This window comes from Streptomyces sp. NPDC008150, assembly GCF_042956945.1.
Classification (GTDB): Bacteria; Actinomycetota; Actinomycetes; order Streptomycetales; family Streptomycetaceae; genus Streptomyces.
In genome coordinates, this window is record NZ_JBIBHJ010000002.1 from 608,121 (window position 1) to 628,750 (window position 20,630).

The 20,630-nt window shown below is 74.0% G+C and carries 15 protein-coding genes; 4 read left to right on the forward strand and 11 right to left on the reverse strand.

All coding sequences use genetic code 11. The features are described 5' to 3' along the window. Positions 1 to 8: 8 nt before the first annotated feature. The 6 genes from rfbD to ACFZA0_RS08685 form a co-directional block, all read right to left on the reverse strand. Positions 9 to 881 carry a dTDP-4-dehydrorhamnose reductase gene (rfbD, locus tag ACFZA0_RS08660; RefSeq protein ID WP_391013287.1) on the reverse strand — a complete coding sequence of 291 codons (873 nt, stop codon included), beginning with the start codon at positions 879 to 881 and terminating at the stop codon, positions 9 to 11. After that, positions 878 to 1,864: a dTDP-glucose 4,6-dehydratase gene (gene rfbB, locus ACFZA0_RS08665; protein WP_391013289.1), complete on the reverse strand. Its 987-nt coding sequence runs from the start codon at positions 1,862 to 1,864 to the stop codon at positions 878 to 880. Before rfbB ends, rfbD begins: the two co-directional genes overlap by 4 nt. Beyond that, entirely contained in the window at positions 1,861 to 2,928 is a 1,068-nt protein-coding gene (locus ACFZA0_RS08670; RefSeq protein WP_391013291.1) for a glucose-1-phosphate thymidylyltransferase, read from the reverse strand. Before ACFZA0_RS08670 ends, rfbB begins: the two co-directional genes overlap by 4 nt. A gap of 110 nt (positions 2,929 to 3,038) precedes the next feature. After that, entirely contained in the window at positions 3,039 to 3,332 is a 294-nt protein-coding gene (locus ACFZA0_RS08675; RefSeq protein WP_391013293.1) for a hypothetical protein, read from the reverse strand. Between the two features lie 83 nt (positions 3,333 to 3,415). Beyond that, positions 3,416 to 5,893, reverse strand: coding sequence for a SpoIIE family protein phosphatase (locus ACFZA0_RS08680; protein WP_391013295.1), 2,478 nt, complete (start codon positions 5,891 to 5,893; stop codon positions 3,416 to 3,418). Between the two features lie 203 nt (positions 5,894 to 6,096). Next, entirely contained in the window at positions 6,097 to 7,371 is a 1,275-nt protein-coding gene (locus tag ACFZA0_RS08685; protein ID WP_391013297.1) for an alpha-lytic protease prodomain-containing protein, read from the reverse strand. Positions 7,372 to 7,748: 377 nt separating this feature from the next. Here ACFZA0_RS08685 and ACFZA0_RS08690 point away from each other — a divergent pair, with 377 nt between their 5' ends. Further along, entirely contained in the window at positions 7,749 to 9,254 is a 1,506-nt protein-coding gene (locus tag ACFZA0_RS08690; RefSeq protein ID WP_391013299.1) for a DHA2 family efflux MFS transporter permease subunit, read from the forward strand. 152 nt (positions 9,255 to 9,406) lie between these two features. Beyond that, positions 9,407 to 10,576, forward strand: coding sequence for an alpha-hydroxy-acid oxidizing protein (locus ACFZA0_RS08695; RefSeq protein WP_391013300.1), 1,170 nt, complete (start codon positions 9,407 to 9,409; stop codon positions 10,574 to 10,576). 31 nt (positions 10,577 to 10,607) lie between these two features. Here the strand turns inward: ACFZA0_RS08695 and ACFZA0_RS08700 are convergent, their stop codons facing one another. The 3 genes from ACFZA0_RS08700 to ACFZA0_RS08710 all read right to left on the reverse strand — a co-directional run bounded on the left by ACFZA0_RS08700 (position 10,608) and on the right by ACFZA0_RS08710 (position 14,491). Further along, positions 10,608 to 10,985, reverse strand: coding sequence for a toxin Doc (locus tag ACFZA0_RS08700; RefSeq protein WP_391013302.1), 378 nt, complete (start codon positions 10,983 to 10,985; stop codon positions 10,608 to 10,610). A 3-nt stretch (positions 10,986 to 10,988) separates the two neighbouring features. Beyond that, positions 10,989 to 11,234: a hypothetical protein gene (locus ACFZA0_RS08705; RefSeq protein ID WP_391013303.1), complete on the reverse strand. Its 246-nt coding sequence runs from the start codon at positions 11,232 to 11,234 to the stop codon at positions 10,989 to 10,991. A gap of 149 nt (positions 11,235 to 11,383) precedes the next feature. Next, positions 11,384 to 14,491 (reverse strand): glycoside hydrolase family 2 TIM barrel-domain containing protein, encoded by a 3,108-nt coding sequence (locus ACFZA0_RS08710; RefSeq protein ID WP_391013305.1) that lies wholly within the window; start codon positions 14,489 to 14,491, stop codon positions 11,384 to 11,386. Between the two features lie 287 nt (positions 14,492 to 14,778). Between ACFZA0_RS08710 and ACFZA0_RS08715 the strand changes: the two genes are divergently transcribed. After that, positions 14,779 to 17,172, forward strand: a complete 2,394-nt coding sequence (locus ACFZA0_RS08715) for a SpoIIE family protein phosphatase (RefSeq protein WP_391013307.1) — start codon at positions 14,779 to 14,781, stop codon at positions 17,170 to 17,172. 52 nt (positions 17,173 to 17,224) lie between these two features. On the opposite strand, the gene ACFZA0_RS08720 is transcribed toward ACFZA0_RS08715, so the two are convergent. Then, complete coding sequence (locus tag ACFZA0_RS08720; protein WP_391013309.1) at positions 17,225 to 18,097, reverse strand: GDSL-type esterase/lipase family protein; 873 nt, start codon at positions 18,095 to 18,097, stop codon at positions 17,225 to 17,227. A 383-nt stretch (positions 18,098 to 18,480) separates the two neighbouring features. Next, positions 18,481 to 19,032: a sigma-70 family RNA polymerase sigma factor gene (locus ACFZA0_RS08725; RefSeq protein WP_391013311.1), complete on the reverse strand. Its 552-nt coding sequence runs from the start codon at positions 19,030 to 19,032 to the stop codon at positions 18,481 to 18,483. A 47-nt stretch (positions 19,033 to 19,079) separates the two neighbouring features. Here ACFZA0_RS08725 and ACFZA0_RS08730 point away from each other — a divergent pair, with 47 nt between their 5' ends. Further along, complete coding sequence (locus ACFZA0_RS08730) at positions 19,080 to 20,474, forward strand: protein kinase (protein ID WP_391013313.1); 1,395 nt, start codon at positions 19,080 to 19,082, stop codon at positions 20,472 to 20,474. Positions 20,475 to 20,630: the final 156 nt, after the last annotated feature.

Here is a 20,630-nt window from a genome sequence, read left to right on the forward strand (position 1 = left end):
GACGACTCCTAGCAGGACACCTTGCGGACAAAGGGCAGTGCTTCGTGCAGCGCGGAGCGCCAGTCGCGCAGCGGCGGCAGACCGAGTTCCTGCCACCGGCCGTGCGCGAGGACGCTGTACGCCGGTCGGGGTGCGGGGCGGGTGAACGCCTCGCTCGTGGTGGGGCGGACCCGTTCGGGATCGGCGCCGATCAGCCGGAACACCTCGCGGGCCAGGTCGTACCAGGTGGCCTCGCCGGACGCGGTGGCGTGGTAGACGCCGTGGGCGCCGTCGGGGCCCACCAGGGGACCGAGCTCGACGAGGCGGGCGGCGAGGTCGGCACTCCAGGTGGGCTGGCCGCGCTGGTCGTCGACGACGTCGAGGGTGTCGCGGCGTGCCTCCAGCTCGCTCATGGTGCGCACGAAGCTGCGGCCGTGCACGCCGTAGAGCCACGCGGTGCGTACGACGGCGGCGGCGCCCGGGAGTTCGGCGAGGACCGCGTGTTCACCGGCGAGCTTGGTGCGGCCGTACGCGGTGCGCGGCGCGGTGGGCGCGTCCTCCGGGTACGGGGTGCCGGCGTCGCCGGAGAAGACGTAGTCGGTGGAGACGTGGAGGAGCCGTGCCCCGTGCGCGGCGCAGGCGCGGGCGAGCAGCCGGGGGCCCTCGCCGTTGACGAGCAGCGCGCGTTCCTCGTCGGTCTCGGCGTCGTCGACGGCGGTGTACGCGGCGCAGTTGACGACGACGTCGGGGCGGTGGCCGGCGACGGCCTCCGCCACGGACGCGGCGGAGGCGATGTCGAGGCCGGCGCGGTCCAGGGCGGTCAACTGCTCGCCCCGGGAGGTGAGTTCGTCGACGACGTCACGGCCGAGCATGCCGTTCGCGCCGGTGACCAGCCACCTCACGCGCCCTCCCGGGTCTCGTTCGCGGCCACGCGGCGCTTGAGGGGTTCCCACCAGGAGCGGTGGTCGCGGTACCAGGCGACGGTCTCGGCGAGGCCGGTGGTGAAGTCGTGGCGCGGGCTGTAGCCGAGCTCGCTGTGCGCCTTGCGCCAGTCCACGGAGTACCGCAGGTCGTGGCCCTTGCGGTCGGCGACCTGTTCGACGCGGTCCCAGCCGGCGCCGCACGCCTCCAGGAGCAGCCCGGTCAGTTCGCGGTTGCTCAGCTCGGTGCCGCCGCCGATGTTGTAGACCTCGCCGGCCCGGCCCTTGGCGCGGACCAGGTCGACGCCCCGGCAGTGGTCCTCGACGTGCAGCCAGTCGCGGACGTTGAGGCCCTCGCCGTACAGCGGGACCTTCCTGCCGTCGAGGAGGTTGGTGATGAAGAGCGGGATCACCTTCTCGGGGAACTGGTGCGGCCCGTAGTTGTTGGAGCAGCGCGTGACGCGGACGTCCAGGCCGTGGGTGCGGTGGTAGGCCAGGGCGAGCAGGTCGGAGGACGCCTTGGACGCGCTGTAGGGCGAGTTGGGGGCGAGCGGGTGGGTCTCGGGCCACGAGCCGGACGCGATGGAGCCGTACACCTCGTCGGTGGAGACGTGCACGAACGGGCCGACGCGGTGGCGCAGCGCGGCGTCCAGCAGTGTCTGGGTGCCCACCACGTTGGTGCGCACGAAGTCGCCCGCGCCGGCGATGGACCGGTCCACGTGGGACTCGGCGGCGAAGTGCACGACCTGGTCGGCCCCGCCGACCAGCTTGTCGACGAGTTCGGTGTCGCAGATGTCGCCCTGGACGAACTCCAGGCCCGGGTGGTCGAGGTCGAGGTTGTCGAGGGTTCCGGCGTAGGTGAGCTTGTCCAGCACGACGATCCGGGGCGCGTCGGGGGCGTCGAGGAGCATGCGGACGTAACGGGAACCGATGAACCCGGCGGCGCCGGTGACGAGGAGGTTCATGAACGGATCTGCACCTTGCTGTGGTCTCCGAGGACGAGTCGGTGGGCGCTGGGGACGTCGGGGGCGGGGGTCACCTCGACATGCCGTCCGATCAGGGAGGACTCGATGCGGCCCACGCCGTGGATCGAGGACTCGCGCAGCACGATGGAGAACTCCAGCTCGCTGTCGACGATGTCGCAGTTCTCGGCCACCGAGGTGAACGGGCCGACGTAGGAGTCGGTGACGACGGACCCCGCGCCGATGACGACGGGGCCGACGATCCGCGAGTTGACGACGCGCGCGCCGGCCTCGACGACGACACGGCCCACGGTCTCCGAACTCTCGTCCACCTCGCCGTCGACGCGGGCGTCGAGGCCCTCCAGGACCATGCGGTTGACCTCCAGCATGTCCTCGACGTTGCCGGTGTCCTTCCAGTAGCCCGTGATGGTCGTGGAGCGGACGTCGGCGCGGACGTCGATCAGGTGCTGGATGGCGTGGGTGATCTCCAGCTCGCCGCGCCAGGACGGCTCGACGGCGCGGACCGCGTCGTGGATGGCCGGGGTGAAGAGGTACACGCCGACGAGGGCGAGGTCGCTCTTGGGGTGCTCGGGCTTCTCCTCCAGGCCGACCACCTGTCCGGCCGCGTCGAGTTCGGCCACGCCGAAGGCTCTGGGGTCGGGGACGCGGGTGAGCAGGATCTGCGCGTCGGGCCGCTTCTCCCGGAAGGCGTCGACGAGTTCGGTGATGCCGCCGACGATGAAGTTGTCCCCGAGGTACATGACGAAGTCGTCGTCGCCCAGGTACTCGCGGGCGATGAGCACCGCGTGGGCGAGCCCGAGCGGCTTCTCCTGCGGGATGTATGTGATGTCCAGGCCGAACGCCGACCCGTCGCCGACGGCTTCCTCGATCTCGGCGGCCGTGTCACCGACGATTATCCCGACCTCGGTGATGCCGGCCGCGGCGATGGACTCCAGGCCGTAGAAGAGGACTGCCTTGTTGGCGACGGGGACGAGCTGCTTGGCCGACGTATGGGTGATCGGCCTCAGGCGCGTACCGGCCCCGCCAGAGAGAACGAGAGCCTTCATCCGTTCACCCTAGCGGTGAACCTCGCGATTCCAAGGGCTATCGACGCGCTTGACCAAGACAACATCCACGGGGCGACGCCCAGTTCAGCGGCCGGGCGGCGGGGGCCGGGCTACGCGGCACCGGTCGCCGACGGCGGCGGGGCCCCGCCCGCCGCGGCGGCCACCTCCTCCTCGACCTCCGGGCGCGGGCGGCCCTCGTCCTTCGCGTACTCGCCGATCGCGGACTGCGCGTCGCGGGCGAGGTCGCGCCAGGCACGCCAGGCCGTCTCGTACGTCTCGGTCTGGGGGTCGGCCCAGGGTTCGTGCGCGGGCGGTCCGTAGGTGTCCCGGAGTTCCAGGACCTTCGTGTGTGCCGCGTCCGCCGCGCGCTTCTTCTCCACGAGTTCTTCGAAGGTGTGTGCCACAGGCAGGGACCCTAGGCGCGACGGCGGCCGGTACCGGGCCCGACCTGCCGGGCGGCTCGCCGCCGTACCCGTGTGGCGGGGACTCACTGCTCCGGGAGGATCTCGCTCCAGACCTGCTTGCCGCCGCTGACCGGCACGGCGCCCCAGGCCGCGGACACCGCCTCGACCAGGAGGATGCCGCGGCCCCCGGTGGCGCTCCAGCCGATGCTGCGCGGTTTGGCCGGTGTGCGGGGCGAGTTGTCGGCGACGGCGATCCGCAGCCGGCCGCCGACGTACGTGAGGTCGAGGCGGACCGGGCCGTCGGTGTGCACCAGGGCGTTGGTGACGAGTTCGGAGACGACGAGGAGGGCCGCGTCGCCCACCCCGTGCACGTCCCAGGCGCGCAGGGTGCGGCGGGTGAAGCGGCGGGCGTGGCGCACCGCCTCGGGCACCCGCCACACGGTCCAGCTCTCGCGCAGCGGGCGCACGGACATGCCGTCGTAGCGCACGAGGAGCAGCGCCACGTCGTCCTCGCGGCGGGCGTCGCTCAGCAGGGTGTCGGCGGCCGGGTTCAGGCGGGCGGGGTCGCAGCCGGCGAGGGCCTCGGCGAGGCGGGCGAGGCCGACGTCGATGTCCGCGTCGCGGGACTCCACGAGGCCGTCGGTGGTCAGGGCGAGGAGGGTGCCGGGCCGCAGTCCGACCGGGCTCATGGGGAACTCGGCGCCCGCGGTCACGCCCAGCGGCGGGCCGCCCTCGATCTCGACGATCTCGGTGCGTCCGTCGGGGTGGCGCAGCACGGGCGCGAGGTGCCCGGCGCGCACGCACCAGGCGGTGCCGTCGACGAGGTCGAGGTCGACGTAGCAGCAGGTGGCGAAGAGGTCGCTCTCCATGTCCATGAGCAGGCGGTTGGCGTGGGAGACGACAACGTCGGGCGGGTGCCCCTCGGTGGCGTACGCGCGTACGGCGGTGCGCATCTGACCCATGAGGGTGGCGGCGCCGGCGTTGTGGCCCTGCACGTCGCCGATGACGAGGGCGACGTGGTGGTCGGGCAGCGGGATCACGTCGTACCAGTCGCCGCCCACTTCGAGGTCGGCGGTGGTCGGCAGGTACCGGGCGACGGCCTCGGCGCCGGGGAGCTCGGCGAGGCGGCGGGGCAGCAGGGTGCGCTGGAGGGTGGCGACGAGTTCGTGCTCGGCGTCGAACGCGCGGGCCCGCACCAGTGCCTGGCCGGCGAGGCCAGCGCAGGCGGTGAGCAGGGCGCGTTCGTCGGGGCCGACGTCGTGCGGGGTGTCCCAGCCGATGAGGCAGACCCCGGCGGTGCGTCCGTCGGCGGGCAGCGGCAGCAGGGCGAGGCCGCCGGGGCCGACCTCGGCGACGGCCGGGTCGAGGTCGGTCCCGGCGGGCCAGATCCGGGCGCGGCCCTCGCGCAGCACGGAGGCGAGGACGGGCAGCGCGCGCACCGGCGCGTCGGGCCACTCGGCGCGCCACTCCAGCCGCCAGGCCATGGGCCAGGCCTGAGGGTGCGGCGGGTCGAGGGCGGCGACGACGAGCCGGTCGTTCTCCAGTCCCGCGAAGGCGATCCGGTCGGCGCCCAGCGGTCCGCGCAGCGCGGTGACCACGGCACGGGCGACGTCGCGGACCGTGCCCGCGGTGGCGAGGGCGGCGGCGAGGCGCTGCACGCGGGTGACGTCGGTGACGCCGGGCCGCAGCGCGGAGGCGTCGTCGACGGTGCCGGTCAGCCGGACGGGGCTGCCCTCCCCCGCGGGCCGCAGCCGGCCGCGCAGCCGCAGCCACTGGGGGCGTCCGGAGGGGCTGAGGACGCGGAACTCCAGTTCGCGGTCGCCGATGGACATGTGGTCGGCCTCGACGACGGACATCAGGGCGGGCAGGTCGTCGGGCACGGTGAGCGCGAGCAGGGTCTCGATGCGGCCGTCGAACTCGGCGGGCGCGAGGCCGAACAGGTCGAGCAGCCCGTCGCCCGCCTCGACCCGGCCGGTGTCCATGGCGAGGCTGAAGGCGTGGGAGGGCAGGTGTCCCCCGGGCGGCGCCTCCTCGGCGCCGCCGGTGTGCTGCGGGGCGGACGACAGCAGCCGCCCGGCGGCGTCGGCGACCAGGGACAGGCAGGTGCGGTCGTCGGGGTCGAAGCCGCCGGCGTGTTCGCCGACCGCGACCAGGCAGCCGCCGGTGCCGGGCAGCGGCAGCACGGCCATGGAGAAGTCCTCGCCGGGCAGGCGGCGGAACTCGGGCCCGCCGGTGAGGTCCTCCGGGCCGAGCCACACCGCCTGTCCGGTGCGCAGGACGTCGGCCGCGGGCGAACGGCCGCCGGTGGGGTAGCTGTCGCGCAGCCCGTACAGGGTGCGCGGCGCGCCGACGGATCCGGCCAGGCACAGCAGGTCGCCGTCGGCGGTGGGCGTGTAGGCGGCGGCCAGGACGGCACCGCCGTAGGCGAGGGCGAGTTCCAGGACGCGGCGGGGCCGGTCGCGGGCGTCGGGCTCGGTGCTCAGTGTCTTGAGGGCGAGTTCGGCTCGCGGCCTTCTCGGGCTGCCGCGCCCTCCGGCGTCCTCTTCGGCCACGTCCGTCATTACAGCGCTTGTCGGGCGCCCGCGCAGCCCCTGCGGCCGTTCCGTGCGGCCGGGCGCACGGCCGGGCGGGCCGCAATGGGGGCTTATCGGAACATTCAACTCGCCACGCCCGTACGGGAGATGATGCGGACGCGCGGGCTCCGGTCCGCCCGCCGGGGGCGGGACCGGCGCGCGCCGCCAACGGTGCCCGGTCCGGGACGGGGTCAGCGCCCCCCGGTCGCGGTGAACGCGGAGCTGCCGCCCCGGTGGCCGTGCCGGCGGTGCCCGGCCGGGGCGCTCGCGGTGGCGGGGTCCGCGGCCGTCGGGTCGGCGGCGGGGCCGGTCGGCGTGCCGTCGGTGGGGTCGGCGCCCGCGGTGCCCGCGCCGAGCGTGGCACCGGTCGCGGCGAGGGCGGTGGTGACGGGCTGGAAGAAGGTCTCGCCGCCGGTGGCGCAGTCGCCGCTGCCGCCGGAGGTGAGTCCGACCGCACCGCCGTCCCGGGTGAACAGGGGGCCGCCGCTGTCGCCGGGCTCCGCGCACACGTCGGTCTGCACCAGGCCGGTGACGGTGCCCTCCGGGTAGTTCACGGTGGCGTTCAGACCGGTGACCGTCCCGTCGTGCAGGCCGCTGGTGCTGCCCATGCGGAAGACCTGGAGGCCGACCGTGGCGTCCTGCGCGGCGACGATCGGCACGACCTGGCCGCCGCCGACGTTCACCTCGCTCGGCGCCCCGGTGGCCGGGTCGTCGTAGCGCACGAGGGAGAAGTCCCCGGCGCCGGGGAAGGTCGCGGTGTCGACGGTGGCGACCGGGGCGCCGGTCGCCGAGCCGGACCACCGGTCGGCGGCGACGCAGTGCCCGGCGGTGAGGAAGGCGGGGGCGCCGTCGCCGGCGGTGACGTTGAAGCCGAGGGAGCAGCGCACCTGGCCGCCGAAGATCGCGTCGCCGCCGGACACGAACGGCGCAAGGGTGCCGGGCGACCTGGTGACCGTCGCGGTGCCGGCGCCGAGGGCGTCGACGGTGCCCTTCACCTGCTCCCAGGCGTCGCCGGTCACGGAGCTGTCGGCCGTCACCCGGACCTTGTCGGTACGCGGGTCGACGGACCAGGCGGTGCCCGGGACGGTCGCCCGCGCCCGCAACGTGGCCGCGGCGGCGGCCAGTTCGGCGGCGCTGTTGGGCACCGTGCGCACGACGGCCCCGGCCTCTTCGACGGCGTCCGTGTCCGCGTCGCTCCCGCCGGCGTCGCTGACGTTGACGACGAGCCGGTTGCCGGCCGGGTCGTAGTAGGCACCGGCGAGGGAGTCGCCGAGCAGACCGGGCAGCCGGGCCGCGAGGTCCGCGGCGGCCGACGTGCTCAGCGTGCGGGGGGCGTTGTCCGCCGGGTCGTCCTGGGAGGCGTTGGCGTGCGGCAGCAGGACCGCCGCCGCCCCGAGGGCGACCGCGGCACCCGCCGCGACCGCGACCTTGCGCTTCGATGTTCGCTGGTGACGCTGGTGACTCAAGACCTCTCGACCTCCTGGAACCGGGGTCGGCGCCGCCGGACGGCAGCCGGGTGGGGGGTGCCTGACTGGCCGTTGGTACGGACGGGCCGGCCGGGGCGTTCAGTCCCGGCCCCCAACTGCCGTTCCGAAAGGGCGTGTCGGAAGCGCGGCGGCACGCGCGGCGGGACGCGACGTGGCGCGCGACACACCGGTCGGCCCCCCGGACCGCTTTGCCGTCCCGCGGAGGGTGGTCTAGCCTCTATGTGTACGAAACGGTTTCGTTTAAGTTTCCTGTCGGGATCTCCGTCACGACGCAGTGGAGCCGGACCCGCGCCAGACTCTCCGTACCAAAATCTTTTGTTCACCGTCACGAACGACAGTGCTGGAGTGTTCGCACCATGTCCCAGAACTCCGGGGCCCAAGGCGCCCCCGTCGACGCCGCCGAGGCGACGCAAGCGCCCTCGCCGAAGCGGTGGTGGATCCTCGCGGTCATCGGCATCGCGCAGCTGATGGTGGTTCTCGACGTGACCGTCGTGAACATCGCGCTGCCGTCCGCGCAGCAGGACCTCGGCTTCTCCGACGGCAACCGGCAGTGGATCGTCACCGCCTACGCCCTCGCCTTCGCCTCCCTGCTGCTTCTCGGCGGCCGCATCGCCGACCTCTTCGGGCGCAAGACCGCCTTCCTCGTGGGCGTGGCCGGCTTCGCGGCGGCCTCCGCGTTCGGCGGTGCGGCGCAGGGCTTCGTGATGCTCGTCGTCGCGCGCGCCCTCCAGGGCGTCTTCGGCGCCCTGCTCGCCCCGGCGGCCCTGTCCCTGCTGAACACGACCTTCACCGACGCCCGTGAACGCGCGCGGGCCTTCAGCGTGTACGGCGCCATCGCCGGCGCGGGCGGCGCCGTGGGCCTGCTCCTCGGCGGTCTGCTGACCGACGCCCTGGACTGGCGCTGGACGCTCTACGTGAACGTCGTCATCGCCGTGGTCGCCTTCGCGGGCGGCTGGATCCTGCTGGGCAACCACCGGGACGCGGCGAACTCCAAGCTCGACGTGCCCGGCACGCTGCTCGTGGCCGCTGGCCTGTTCTGCGTGGTGTTCGGCTTCTCCAACGCCGAGACGCACCACTGGAGTTCGCCCGACACCTGGGTCTACCTGATCGCGGGTGTCCTGCTGCTGGCCGCCTTCGCCTGGTGGCAGACCCGGGCCGCGCACCCGCTGCTGCCCCTGCGCATCCTGCTCGACCGCAACCGCGGGGCCTCGTTCGTCGCGGTGCTGATCACCGGCGCCGGCATGTTCGGCGTGTTCCTCTTCCTCACCTACTACCTCCAGCTGAACCTCGGCTTCAGCCCGACCAAGACCGGTGTGGCGTTCCTGCCGATGGTCGGCGCGCTGATGGTCGCGGCACAGCTCAGCACCACGGTCCTGGTGCCCCGGATCGGCCCCAAGGTGATCATCCCGCTCGGCTTCGCGATCGCGGCGGTCGGCATGGCGTGGCTGGCGCAGATCGGGGTCGGTTCGCACTACCTCGGCAACGTGCTGCCGCAGCTGATCGTGATCGGTCTCGGCCTCGGCATGGTCATCCCGCCCGGCATGCAGCTCGCCACCGGCGGGGTGTCCGCCGCGGACGCGGGTGTCGCCTCGGCGACGGTCAACGCCATGCAGCAGGTGGGCGGTTCGGTCGGTACCGCGCTGCTGAACACCCTGGCCGCGAGTGCCGCCACCGACTACCTGGTGGGCAAGAACCCCGCCGACAGGATGGTGCGGGCGCAGGCCACCATCGAGAGCTACACCACCGCGTTCTGGTGGTCGGCGGGCTTCTTCGCGGCCGGTGCCGTGATCGCCCTGGTGCTCTACCGGCGCGGGGTGCCCGCCGCCGCGGAGGAGGGTGCCGCGCCGGTCGTCCACATGTGACCGCCGGTCCTCGCCGAGGGGCCGCCGCCCGGTTCGTCCGGGCGGCGGCCCCTCGTGCGTCCCCCGGTGCCACCGCGTGGCTACCCGTCAGTATCGTCGGGGGCGGCGCGGACTCGACGGCGAGATCCCGACGGTGAGAGGCGGACGCGGGGATGGCGAAGCACTGGGCGGACTTCCAGTACGAGATCTACCTGAACGGGATGACGGGCGCGGTCCCGCGGCTGCCCACCGACCTGACCCGCCTGGAGGAGCTGACCGAACGGCGGCTGGGCCCCGGCCCCGTCGGCTACGTGGCGGGCAGCGCGGGCGACGGCAGTACGGCGCGGGCGAACCGGGACGCGCTCGCCCGCCACCGCATCGTGCCGCGCATGCTGCGGGACGTGTCGGCGCGGGACCTGTCGGTCGAGGTACTGGGCCGGCCGCTGCCCGCCCCGCTGGCGCTGGCCCCGGTCGGCGTGCTGTCGATCGTGCACCCGGACGCGGAGTGCGCGGCGGCCCGTGCCGCAGCCGCGCAGGGCGTGCCGTACGTGCTGTCGTCGGCGTCCAGCACCCCGCTCGAAGAGGTCGCGGCCGCGATGGGCGACGCCGAACGGTGGTTCCAGCTCTACTGGGCGAAGGACCGCGAGGTGACGCGGAGCTTCCTCGGGCGGGCGAAGGCGTCCGGCTTCTCGGTGCTGGTGGTCACGCTGGACACCCCGCTCCTGGCCTGGCGCCCGCGCGACCTGGACCAGGCGTACCTGCCGTTCCTGCACGGGGTGGGCACCGCCAACTACTTCTCCGACCCGGCGTTTCGCGCGGGTCTCGCGAAGCCGCCGCACGAGGACCCGAACGCGGCGGTGATGCATTTCGTGAGCATGTTCGCCGACCCGGGCAAGACCTGGCCGGACCTGGCTTTCCTGCGGGAGAACTGGGACGGCCCGATCGTGCTCAAGGGCGTGCTGCACCCGGACGACGCCCGGCTCGCCGCCGACGCGGGAGTGGACGGCGTCGTGGTGTCCAACCACGGTGGCCGTCAGGTGGCCGGGGCGGTCGCGGCGGCGGACGCGCTGCCGGGGGTCGCGGGCGCGGTGGGCGACCGGCTGACCGTGCTGTTCGACAGCGGGGTGCGCACGGGGGACGATGTCTTCCGGGCGCTCGCGCTGGGCGCCGACGCCGTGCTGCTGGGACGCCCGTACGTCTACGGGCTCGCGCTCGACGGGCAGGCGGGGGTGGAGCACGTGATCCGCTGCCTGCTCGCGGAGTTCGACCTGACCCTCGCGCTGTCGGGCCACGCGACGCCCGCGACACCGGGGCCCGGCGACCTCGTGGCGGCCGGGTCCTGACACCGCGGGCCGCCCTGCGCGCGGGACCGGCTCAGATCTGCCAGGAGCGGAGCCGGTCCGCCGCGCCGTAGACGTCGGCCTTGCCGGAGATCAGGTCGCGGGCCAGGTCGACGAGAGCGCCGTAGGGCGGGTCGATGCCGGCGCCGCTGACGTACATGTACGCGACGGCGGTGGCGCACGCGAAGCGGGCGTTGGCCGACGGAAGCGGCTTGAGCAGGGCGAGGGTGTGCAGCAGGGCGGCGGCCCGCCAGGCGGGGTCGGAGTCCACGCCGAGGCGCGGCGGGTCCACGCGGTGCCGGGCGACGGCGGCCACGAGGGCGGAGAAGTCGTTGACCGTGGGCTGGTCCGGCAGCACTTCCTCATGTCGCTGGAGCAGCCAGGGCACGTCGATGTGGATGACGGGAGCCATCGGTCAGGCGGCCCGCCCCTCACCGTGCGCGGGCGGTTCGTCGTCGGGGAAGGCCTCCGCGAACTCGTCGGCGTGCGCCGAGAAGAAGCGGCGGAAGGCCTCCGCGCCTTCCTGGAGGGCGCGGTGCCGGGCTATGTCCGCGGCGGCGGCCTCACGCACGAGGGCCTTCATCGACGTACCGCGCTCCTTGGCGATCTGCCGGAGATCCTCGAGTTCACGGTCGCTGAACTCCACATTGAGGGCTGGCATGTTTTCACGGTACCGCTCGGGTACTTACTCGTAAATACCCCCAGGTCAAGCGGGACACCGGACGGTACCCCGGGGCGTACGGCGGGCTCGGGCCCGTGCGCCGGGCGGACATCCCGGCGCCCGGCGCACGGACAGCGGGCGCGGGCCGCTCAGACGGCAGGCACGTCGAGGCGGCTGATCCGCACCGCCCCGTCGCTCCCGCCGGGGTGCGCGCTGGTCAGGACGAGCCTGACCCCGGAGCCGCGCACCGGCTCGAAGGTGAGCACGGTCGGGTCGTCGGAGACGTCCGCGCGGTCCACGGCCGCCCCCTTCACGGGCACCCACCGGCCGCCGTCCCGGACCTCGGCGGCGATGCCGGCGGGCAGGGTGTGCGTGGCGTCCACGGTGAACGACACCTCGATCCGGCCGACCGTGCGGGCGCGCCCGAAGTCGACGCTCACCCAGTCCGAGGCGCGGGCCCCGGAGAACGCGGGCAGCAGGGCGGTCGCGGCCTTGTAGAAGGCGTTCGACCAGCCGGTGGCGGGGTCGCCGTCCAGCATCGCGGCGGGCAGGGTGTCGACGCGGCCCGAGTAACTGGCGTCCGCCGCCGGGAGGTCGGGCACCGGTGCGGGCTCCGGCGCGAACCGCTGGGGCGCGGTGGTGGCGACGGACCTCGCGGCGGTGGTGCGCAGGGACACGGTGCCGGTGCCGAGGCCGGGGACCCGCGCGGTGACCTTGAGGGTGCCCGCCCTCGTGCCGGAGCGCACGATCGCCAGCGCCTTGCCGTGGAAGGCGGTCCGGGTGGACGCCTGGTACCGCTCGGCGCTCTCCTGGCGGCCGTTGTCGAGTCCGGCGAGCGAACCGCCGGACACGGAGAAGGAGATGAGGTGTTCGGCGTCCGGCACGACGACGCCCCTGGCGTCCACGACGTCCGCGGTCACGAAGGCCAGCGACCTGCCGTCCGCCGCCACGGTCGTGCGGTCGGCGGTGAGCCGCACGGCGTGCGCGGCGCCCGCGGTGCGCAGCACGTCGGTGGCGACCGTCTTCCCGTCGCGCCGTGCCACCGCCTTCAACTCGCCCGGCGCGTACGGCACGTGCCAGGTCAGGTGGAGTTTGCCCGCGCTGCCGTTGGGGCTGGTGTAGCTGCCGGGGTACGGCCCGGCGGTGACGGTCCTGTCGTCGCCGGTGGGCTCGGTGGTCTCCAGGTAGACGCGGCCGTCGACGGTCTTCTTGGTGTCGAACGAACGCACGCCCAGGGACGTGCCGTTGAGGAACAGCTCGACGGTCTCCACGTTGGCGTAGGCCCACACCTCGACGGTGTCGCCTGCCTCGTGGTTCCAGGTGGCGGGCAGCAGGTGCACCATGGGCTCGGCCACCCACTGGCTGCGGAACAGGTGGTACATGTCCTTCGGGAAGCCCGCCGTGTCCACGGCGCCGAAGAAGGACGCCTTGACCGGGAACACGCCGCTGTACGGGGTGGGTTCGCCGATGTAGTCGATGCCGGACCACAGGAACTGCCCCGTGAACCACTTGCGGTCGCGGTCCTTCTTGTGGCCGTACTCGCCGCTCATCGTCCAGGAGGCGAGGTTGTTGTCGTACGAGGAGGTCGCCCGGCGCCCCGGGGTCTGGTTCTCACCGGTGTTGAGGTGCTCGGGCTCCTGGTAGGTGCCGCGGCTGGAGGTCTCGGACGACGACTCCGACTCGAACAGGAACAGGTGCGGGTACGCGGCGTGCAGGTTGTCCACGGACTGCGCGGTGTTGTAGTTGAGGCCGAGCCCGTCGAGCTTGCCGAGCATGAGGTCGGCGGCGCTCCCCCTGGCGGGCACCTTCCGGTACTTGTCGGAGCCGATGACGAGCGGGCGGGTGTCGTCGGCGGCGCGGATCGCCGCGATGATGCGGTCGGCCATGGCGAGGCCCGCGACGGAGGTGGAGTCGGGGATCTCGTTGCCGATGGACCAGAGCACCACGGCCGGGGAGTTGCGGGCGGCGAGCACCATCTCGGTGGCGTCCCTCTCGCACCACTCGTCGAAGAAGCGGCCGTAGTCGTACGTGGTCTTGCCGGTGCGCCAGCAGTCGAACGCCTCGACCATCATGACGATGCCGAGTTCCTCGCAGACCTGGATGATCTGCGGCGAGGGCGGGTTGTGCGAGGTGCGGAACGCGTTGACGCCCATCGACTTCATGATGGTGAGCTGGCGGCGCACGGCGTCCGTGCTGATGGCGGCCCCGAGGGCCCCCTGGTCGTGGTGCAGGTCGACGCCCTTGATCTTGGCCGGGACGCCGTTGAGGCTGAAGCCCTCGTCCGGGTCGAAGGCGAAGGTACGGATGCCGAACGTCGTGGTGACCGTGTCGAGCGTGCCGCCCGCGGACCGCAGTTCGGTCACCAGGGTGTAGCGGTGCGGTGCGGTGAAGTCCCACAACTTCGGCCTGCGCACGGTGAGTTCGTGCGTGATGGTGGCCTCGTCGGGGACGCCGACCGTGCTGGCGGCGGTGGCGACGGTGCTGCCGTCGGGAGCGACGATCCGGGACCGCACCTCGACCGTCGCGGGGGTGTCCGCCGCGTTCAGGACGGTCGTGGCCACCCGGACCGCGGCGCGGGCGGCGGTGACCTCGGGGGTGGTGACGCGGGTGCCCCAGCGGGCGACGCGCACCGGGCCGGTGATCACCAGGCGGGCGTCGCGGTAGATGCCGCTGCCGGAGTACCAGCGGCTGCTGGGGAGCTTGTTGCGGACCTGGACGGCGACGACGTTCGGGGTCCTGCCGTCGGTGTGCACCAGGTCGGTCAGGTCGTACGCGAAGCCGGTGTAGCCGTAGGGGTGGGTGCCCACCTCGGTCCCGTTGCAGTACACGACGCTGTCCATGTAGACACCGTCGAACTCCACGAACACCCGCCTGCCCCGGTCCGTGGAGGGGAGGGTGAAGGTGTTCCGGTACCAGCCGAGGCCGCCGGGGAGGAACCCGGTGCCGCTGGTCGTGCCGTACTGCGTGGTGGGGGTCTGTTCGATGCTCCAGTCGTGCGGGACGGCGACCTCGCGCCACCCCGAGTCGTCGTGACCGGGCAGCGCGGCGTCCGCGTACGCACCGGTCGGGTCGGTGATGCCACCGGGGTCGACCAGCGCGAAGCGCCAGCCGTCGCGCAGTGCGACGGTGCGCCGGCCGGACGTCGGCCGCGCGGTCCGCGCGGTCTCCGCGGCCCCGGCCGCGGGCGCGCCGAGGAGCGCACCCGCCGTCGGCGCCGCGGTGGTGGCGATCAAGAGCGATCTGCGAGTGACCGTCATGGCGGCTCTCCCTCATCAGGGCCCAGAAGTACTCACAACTGATCGTGACCGAACAGATTCTGACGGGGCGGCACACGTGGCCGTCAAGGGGTCCGTAAGCATGGTCCTGTCGCCCGAACACCACCGTCCGCCGTCCCCCGGGGTCCCAGCGCGGGGGGCGCGGGCGAGGGGCGCGCCCCTCCCGGTGCACCTGGACGACGGGGTTCCGGTCCACGCCGGAGCGTGAAGCACTACCCTGGAACGCAAGTGACGACTGATCACTGTGAGTGTGCGATGGAGTGGCGACGATGAGTCCGGAGCGGCCGACCGACGACGCGGCGACGGCGCGTGCCGTTCTCGACGGCGCCGGCGTGGTGACCGGCTGGAACGAGGGCGCCCACCGGTTGCTCGGCCACTCCCCCGAGGACGTCGTGGGCACCCCGGGGGCCCGGCTCCTGGCCGCTCCCGTCGACGGTCCGTGCCTGCCCGGCGACGCCCCGCGCTGGTACGGCACGCTCTCCCTGCGTCACGGCGACGGCCGCACCCTGCCCGTGTGGGTGCTCGCCCACCGCCGGCCGGACACCGCGGACGGCGGGCCCGGCGGCTGGCTGCTGCTGGCCCCGGCGGCCGGCGGCGAGGTGCGCCCCACCGACGCCGCGCTGACCGCGCGGGCCCTGGTCCAGTCACCGTGCGCCACCGCCGTCTACGACGACCGGCTGCGGCTGCGCCGCGTCAACGACGCGATGGCCGCCGTGCTCGGGCTGCCGGGCGACCGGATCCGCGGCCTGCGGCTGTCCGAGGTGGGCGGCGGCCCGCGCAGCGCGGAGCTGGAGGACTGCATGCGCGAGGTGGTGGCCACCGGGCGCCCGAAGGACGTCACGGTGCACATGCGGACCGGCGGCGACCAGCGGGCGCAGGCGTGGCTGGCGCGCATGGCCCCGGTGACCGACCACGACGGCCGGGTGGTGCGCGGCGTGTGCCTGACGGCCCACGACGTCACCGAGAGCCGGCTCGCGCGCGAACGGCTGGTCCTCGTCAACGAGGCGAGCGTCCGCATCGGCAGCACCCTCGACGTCACCCGTACGGCGCAGGAGCTCGCGGACGTCTGCGTGCCCACGCTCGCGGACTTCGTGAGCGTCGACCTGCTGGACACCGAGCGGTACGGCGGCGAGCCGCAGCGGCAGGTCGTCGCGCCCGTCGCCCTGCGCAGGATCGCCCACCGGTCGGTCGGCCCGGTCGACGACCCGGGGTCGGCGAGCAAGCTCGGCGACGTGGACGTCTACCCGCTGACCTCCCCGCAGGCGGACTCCCTGGTCTCGGGGACCACGGTCGTGGCGTCGGTGGCCGCGGGCGACCTGGACCCGTGGTTCGCCGAGGACCCGGTGGTCGCCGCGCGGGTCCGCGAGCACGGGGTGCACTGCACGATGTCGGTGCCGATCCAGGCCCGCGGCACGACCCTCGGCGTGGCGGTGCTGACCCGGGTGCAGCGGCCCGACCCGTTCACCGCGGAGGACGTGCTGCTCGCCGAGGAGGTCACGGCGCGCGCCGCGGTCTGCATCGACAACGCCCGCCGCTTCTCCCGCGAGCGCGAGGCCGCGCTCACCCTCCAGCGCAGCCTGCTGCCCCGGACGCTGCCGCGCACGGCCGCGCTGGAGGCCGCGTCGCGCTACCTGCCGGCGGCGCGGGCGGGGGTGGGCGGGGACTGGTTCGACGTGATCCCGCTGTCCGGGATGCGGGTCGCGATGGTCGTCGGGGACGTCGTCGGGCACGGGGTCAGCGCCTCCGCGACCATGGGCCGGCTGCGGACCGCCGTGCGCACCCTCGCCGACATCGACCTGGCCCCGGACGAACTGCTCACCCACCTCGACGACCTGGTGGTCCGGCTGTCCGCCGAGTCCGGCGGCGACGGCAGCCCGGGAGAGGTCGGGGCGAGCTGTCTGTACGCCGTGTACGACCCGGTGTCGCGGATCTGCACGCTGGCGCGGGCCGGCCATCCGCCGCCGCTGATGCTGACGCCGGGCGGGCCGCCCCGCACGGTGAAGCTGCCCGCGGGGCCGCCGCTGGGGGTGGGCGGCCTGCCGTTCGAGTCCGCGGAGCTGGAACTGCCCGAGGGCACCGTCCTCGCCCTGTTCACCGACGGCCTGGTCGAACACCGCGACCGGGACCTGGACGCGAGCCACCGGCTGCTCCGCGAGGTCCTCGCGACGTACGACGGGTCGCTGGACGCGACGTGCGACGACGTCCTGCGCGCGCTGCTGCCGGAGGGCGGTGCCGCCGACGACGTGGCGCTGCTGCTCGCCCGTACCCAGGGGCTGCCGGCCGGGCAGGTCGCGACCTGGGACGTGCCCTCGGACCCGGCGCTGGTGGCACCGCTGCGCAAGCAGGTCGTCGACCGGCTCGACGAGTGGGAGCTGAGCGACGCGGTGTTCACCGCGGAGCTGGTGGTCAGCGAGCTGGTCACCAACGCCATCCGGTACGGCGCGCGGCCGATCCGGCTGCGGCTGATCCACGACGCGACGACGCTGATCTGCGAGGTGTCGGACAGCAGCCACACCGCGCCGCACCTGCGCCGGGCGCGCACGTTCGACGAGGGCGGGCGCGGGCTGCTGCTCGTCGCGCAGCTCACCCGGCGCTGGGGCACCCGGCACACCGCGGACGGCAAGACCATCTGGGCGGAGCTGTCGCTGTTCGCCGACCCATGACGCGGTCCGCGGGCGCGGCGGGGTGCCGTCGCGCCCGCGGTGGCGCAGGTGGTCAGCCCAGGCCCAGCGTGCTCAGGGTCTGGTCGGCCATCTTCGTCTCGCCGAGGGTGTTCGGATGGGCCGGCGCGGCGCCCGAACCGAACAGGACGGGCTCGACCCAGCGGGTGCCGGCCGCCTGGCAGGCATCGTGCCCGTTGGACACCCCGGCGAGGTCGACGAACGTCGACCCGGTCTCGGCGGCGGCGCGGGCGACCACCGTGTTGAGGTGGGCCTGGAGGGCGCGCAGGTAGGGCACGTCGCCGGAGGCGATCGGCAGCTTCACGAAGCAGCCGGACACCGCCTTGGCCGGCACGATCCACGGGTAGCCGAGGATCGCCACGCGTGCCTGCGGCGCCTTGGCCCGGATCGCCTGGAGCGCGGATCTCACCGCCGGGTAGACACTCGCGTCGATCTTGTCGTCGAAGGTGCTCCCGTACAGCGTCTTGCACGGGCTGCCGAGGCCGGCGGTGGCGATGCCCGCGCTGCCGCAGGCCAGCAGGGCGCCAATGAAGGTGTTCTCGTCGTTGCCGCCGATGGTGAGGGTCACCAGCCGGGTGGAGGCGGTGACCGCGTTCAACTGCGGTCCCACGCCCGGGTACTGGGCCGCGGTGATGTCCTTGGTCTGGGCGCCGCCGCAGGTGACGTCGGTGAGGGCGGCGCCGAGGCGGGAGGCGATGACGTGCGGGTAGTTCGCCGTCGAGCGCAGACAGAGCGGCGAGGTGGAGTCGGTGGGCGAGACTCCCGTGGCGGCGCTGTAGCTGTCGCCGAGGGCGGCGTACGGGAGGGGTTCCGCGGCGTGCGCGGCGGGGGCGGCGAGACCGAGGGCGAGGGCGCCGACGGCGGTGAGCGTCGCCGTCAGGGCACGGCGAAGGGCGTGCTGGGGCATGGGAGTTCTCCTTGACGTCGGACACGGCGGTGCGGGACGGCGTGCGGCCAGGAGTTCGGGACGACCGGGCGGGACGTGCGACCGGGAGGCCAACGGCTGTGCGCCGGTGGCCTGTTGGAGCGTGTTGAGCGCACGCGTGGGAGGACGGCCACACGTGACGGACACGGTGGCGTCGTGTTTCGGTGCGGTTAACGAAGGTCTTACTGGCAAGTAATGTGAAGGCCGCCGACCCCGCCGTCAAGACCGCGGGAGAGGGTTCCGCGCACCGCGTGCACTCTTCACACACCCCACACTCCGGCCGGTTGCCGCGCCGGCCGTATCAACGGCCCCACCAGGCACGTGAGTTGCGGCACGGCGAGGGGTCCGCTCCGGCCGCGGGCGGTTCAGGAGGCGTCGGCCAGCCAGGGCCGGACCTGCTTGCGGGCCTCGTGCAGACGGGACTTGAGCGTGCCGAGCGGGATGCCGACGCGTTCGGCGACCTCCGCGTAGTCGAGCTGGCACAAATCCCGGTAGACCAGCGGGGCCACCAGGTGCGGGGACTCCCGCTCCAGGCGCTCCAGCGCCTCCAGGAGGTCGATGCGGGAGCCCGCGATGACGCTGGTGGTGCGCGGGTCGGGGTGCTGCGTGGTGTCCACGGTGTCCGGCTGCTCGGCCGCGCGGCGCTTCAGCTCGCGGTACTTCTGCCGGGAGCAGTTGGCGACGACGGTGTAGAGCCAGGTGCTGAAGCGGCTGCGGCCCTCGAACGAGGTGATCTTGCGGGCGACTTGGAGCAGCACGTCCTGGGCCGCCTCCTCGGCGTCCTCGCGGCAGGGCAGGAACCGCGCGCAGCGCCGCAGCACGTCCGGCCGGATCACCAGGAGCAGCTCGTCGAGGGCCGCCGGGTCGGCGGCGGCCGCCCGCCGGGCGAGGTCTTCGGTGGCCGCGGCGTCCTGCACTGGGATGCTCCCGTCGATGTGGATCTCAGGCCAGGCATGATAGTCGTATGCAGCCCCATGAACGGATCGGCCGGTACCCCGTGGAACGACGCCTGGGGGCCGGTGCGTTCGCGACGGTGTGGCTGGCGCACGACGAGGCCCTCGACGCACCGGTGGCGGTCAAGGTCCTCGCCGAGAACTGGGCGCACCGCCTCGACATCACCGACCGTTTCGTCACCGAGGCACGGCTGCTGCGCCGCACCGACTCCAGCCGCGTGGTGCAGGTCTTCGACATCGGCGAACTCCCGGACGGCAGGCCGTACTTCGTCATGGAGTACGCGGACGCGGGCACCCTCGCCGACCTGCTGGCCGCCGGACCGCTGCCCGTGGCCGAGGCGCTGAGGCTGACCGCGCTCGCCGCCCGGGGGGCCGCCGCCGTGCACGCGGCGGGGATAGTGCACCGGGACATCAAGCCCACGAACGTCCTGCTGCGCGGCACCCCCGACGGGGAGCGGCGGGTGCTGCTCGCGGACCTCGGCCTCGCCAAGAACCTGGCGCAGGCTTCCGGGCTCACCCTGGCCGCCGGTTCGGCCGGCTACCAGCCGCCCGAGCAGGCCGAGCCGGGCGACGGCATCGACGAGCGGGCCGACGTGTACAGCCTGGGCGCGGTCGGCTACGAGCTGGTCACCGGCACCGTCCCCGCGGCGCCCGGCCGCGTCGTGCGGCCCGAGCGGCTGCGCGCGGACCTCGACCCGGAGGTGCAGCGGGCCCTGCTGCGGGCCCTGGAGCCCGACCGGGAGCGGCGCTGGCCGACCGCGCTGGCGTTCGCCGAGGAGCTGGAGCGGCTGGCGGCGCGCACCGCCCCGCGCCGCCCCCGCCGCTGGCGGGCCGCCGCTGCGGTGGGCGCCGGGGTGGCGGTGGCCGCGGCGGCCGGGGTGACGTACGCGGTGGTGCCGCACGGCGGCAGCGGCGCCAGCGGCGGCGACACCCTGCGGGTCACGGACAGCACGGGCCGGGTGTCGGTCCGGGTGCCGGACGGCTGGGGCGGCGCGCTGCGGGACTCCGGCTGGGACCCGGCCTCGCTGGGCCTCGCGGCCGGGCACGAGCCGGGGCTCGCCGTCGCGGACGACCTCGGGCACTGGCAGGACCTCGGGTCCGCCGTCAACGGCGTCTTCGTCGGGATCGGCGAGCACGGCGACCTGGCCGCGCGGGTGGCGGCGCTCACCCACTCCGGCTGCCACGACGACGGCACCCGCGCCTGGAGCGGCACGGACTGGCACGGGCAGGTGCGCACCTGGGACGACTGCCCCGGCGGCGGCTCGGTGACCGAGACCGCGCTGGCACCCGCCGGGCAGGACCCGGCGAAGGACACGTCCGCGCAGCCGCAGGTCTACGTCCAGGTCAGGCAGGACGGCGACGCGAAGGCCACGGACGGCATACTCCGCTCGCTGCGGGTCACCTGACCAGCAGCGGGCAGGAGCTTCGACGCCGGTCCGGAAAGAATTCGGTGAGCGCGCGAACTTTTCGCGCCGTACGCGCATCGGACTGTCATGACGGCGCGCGAGCGCCTCGGGCACGGGAGCTACCGCGTGCCCCGACACGTCAGGAGTGGTGAGGAA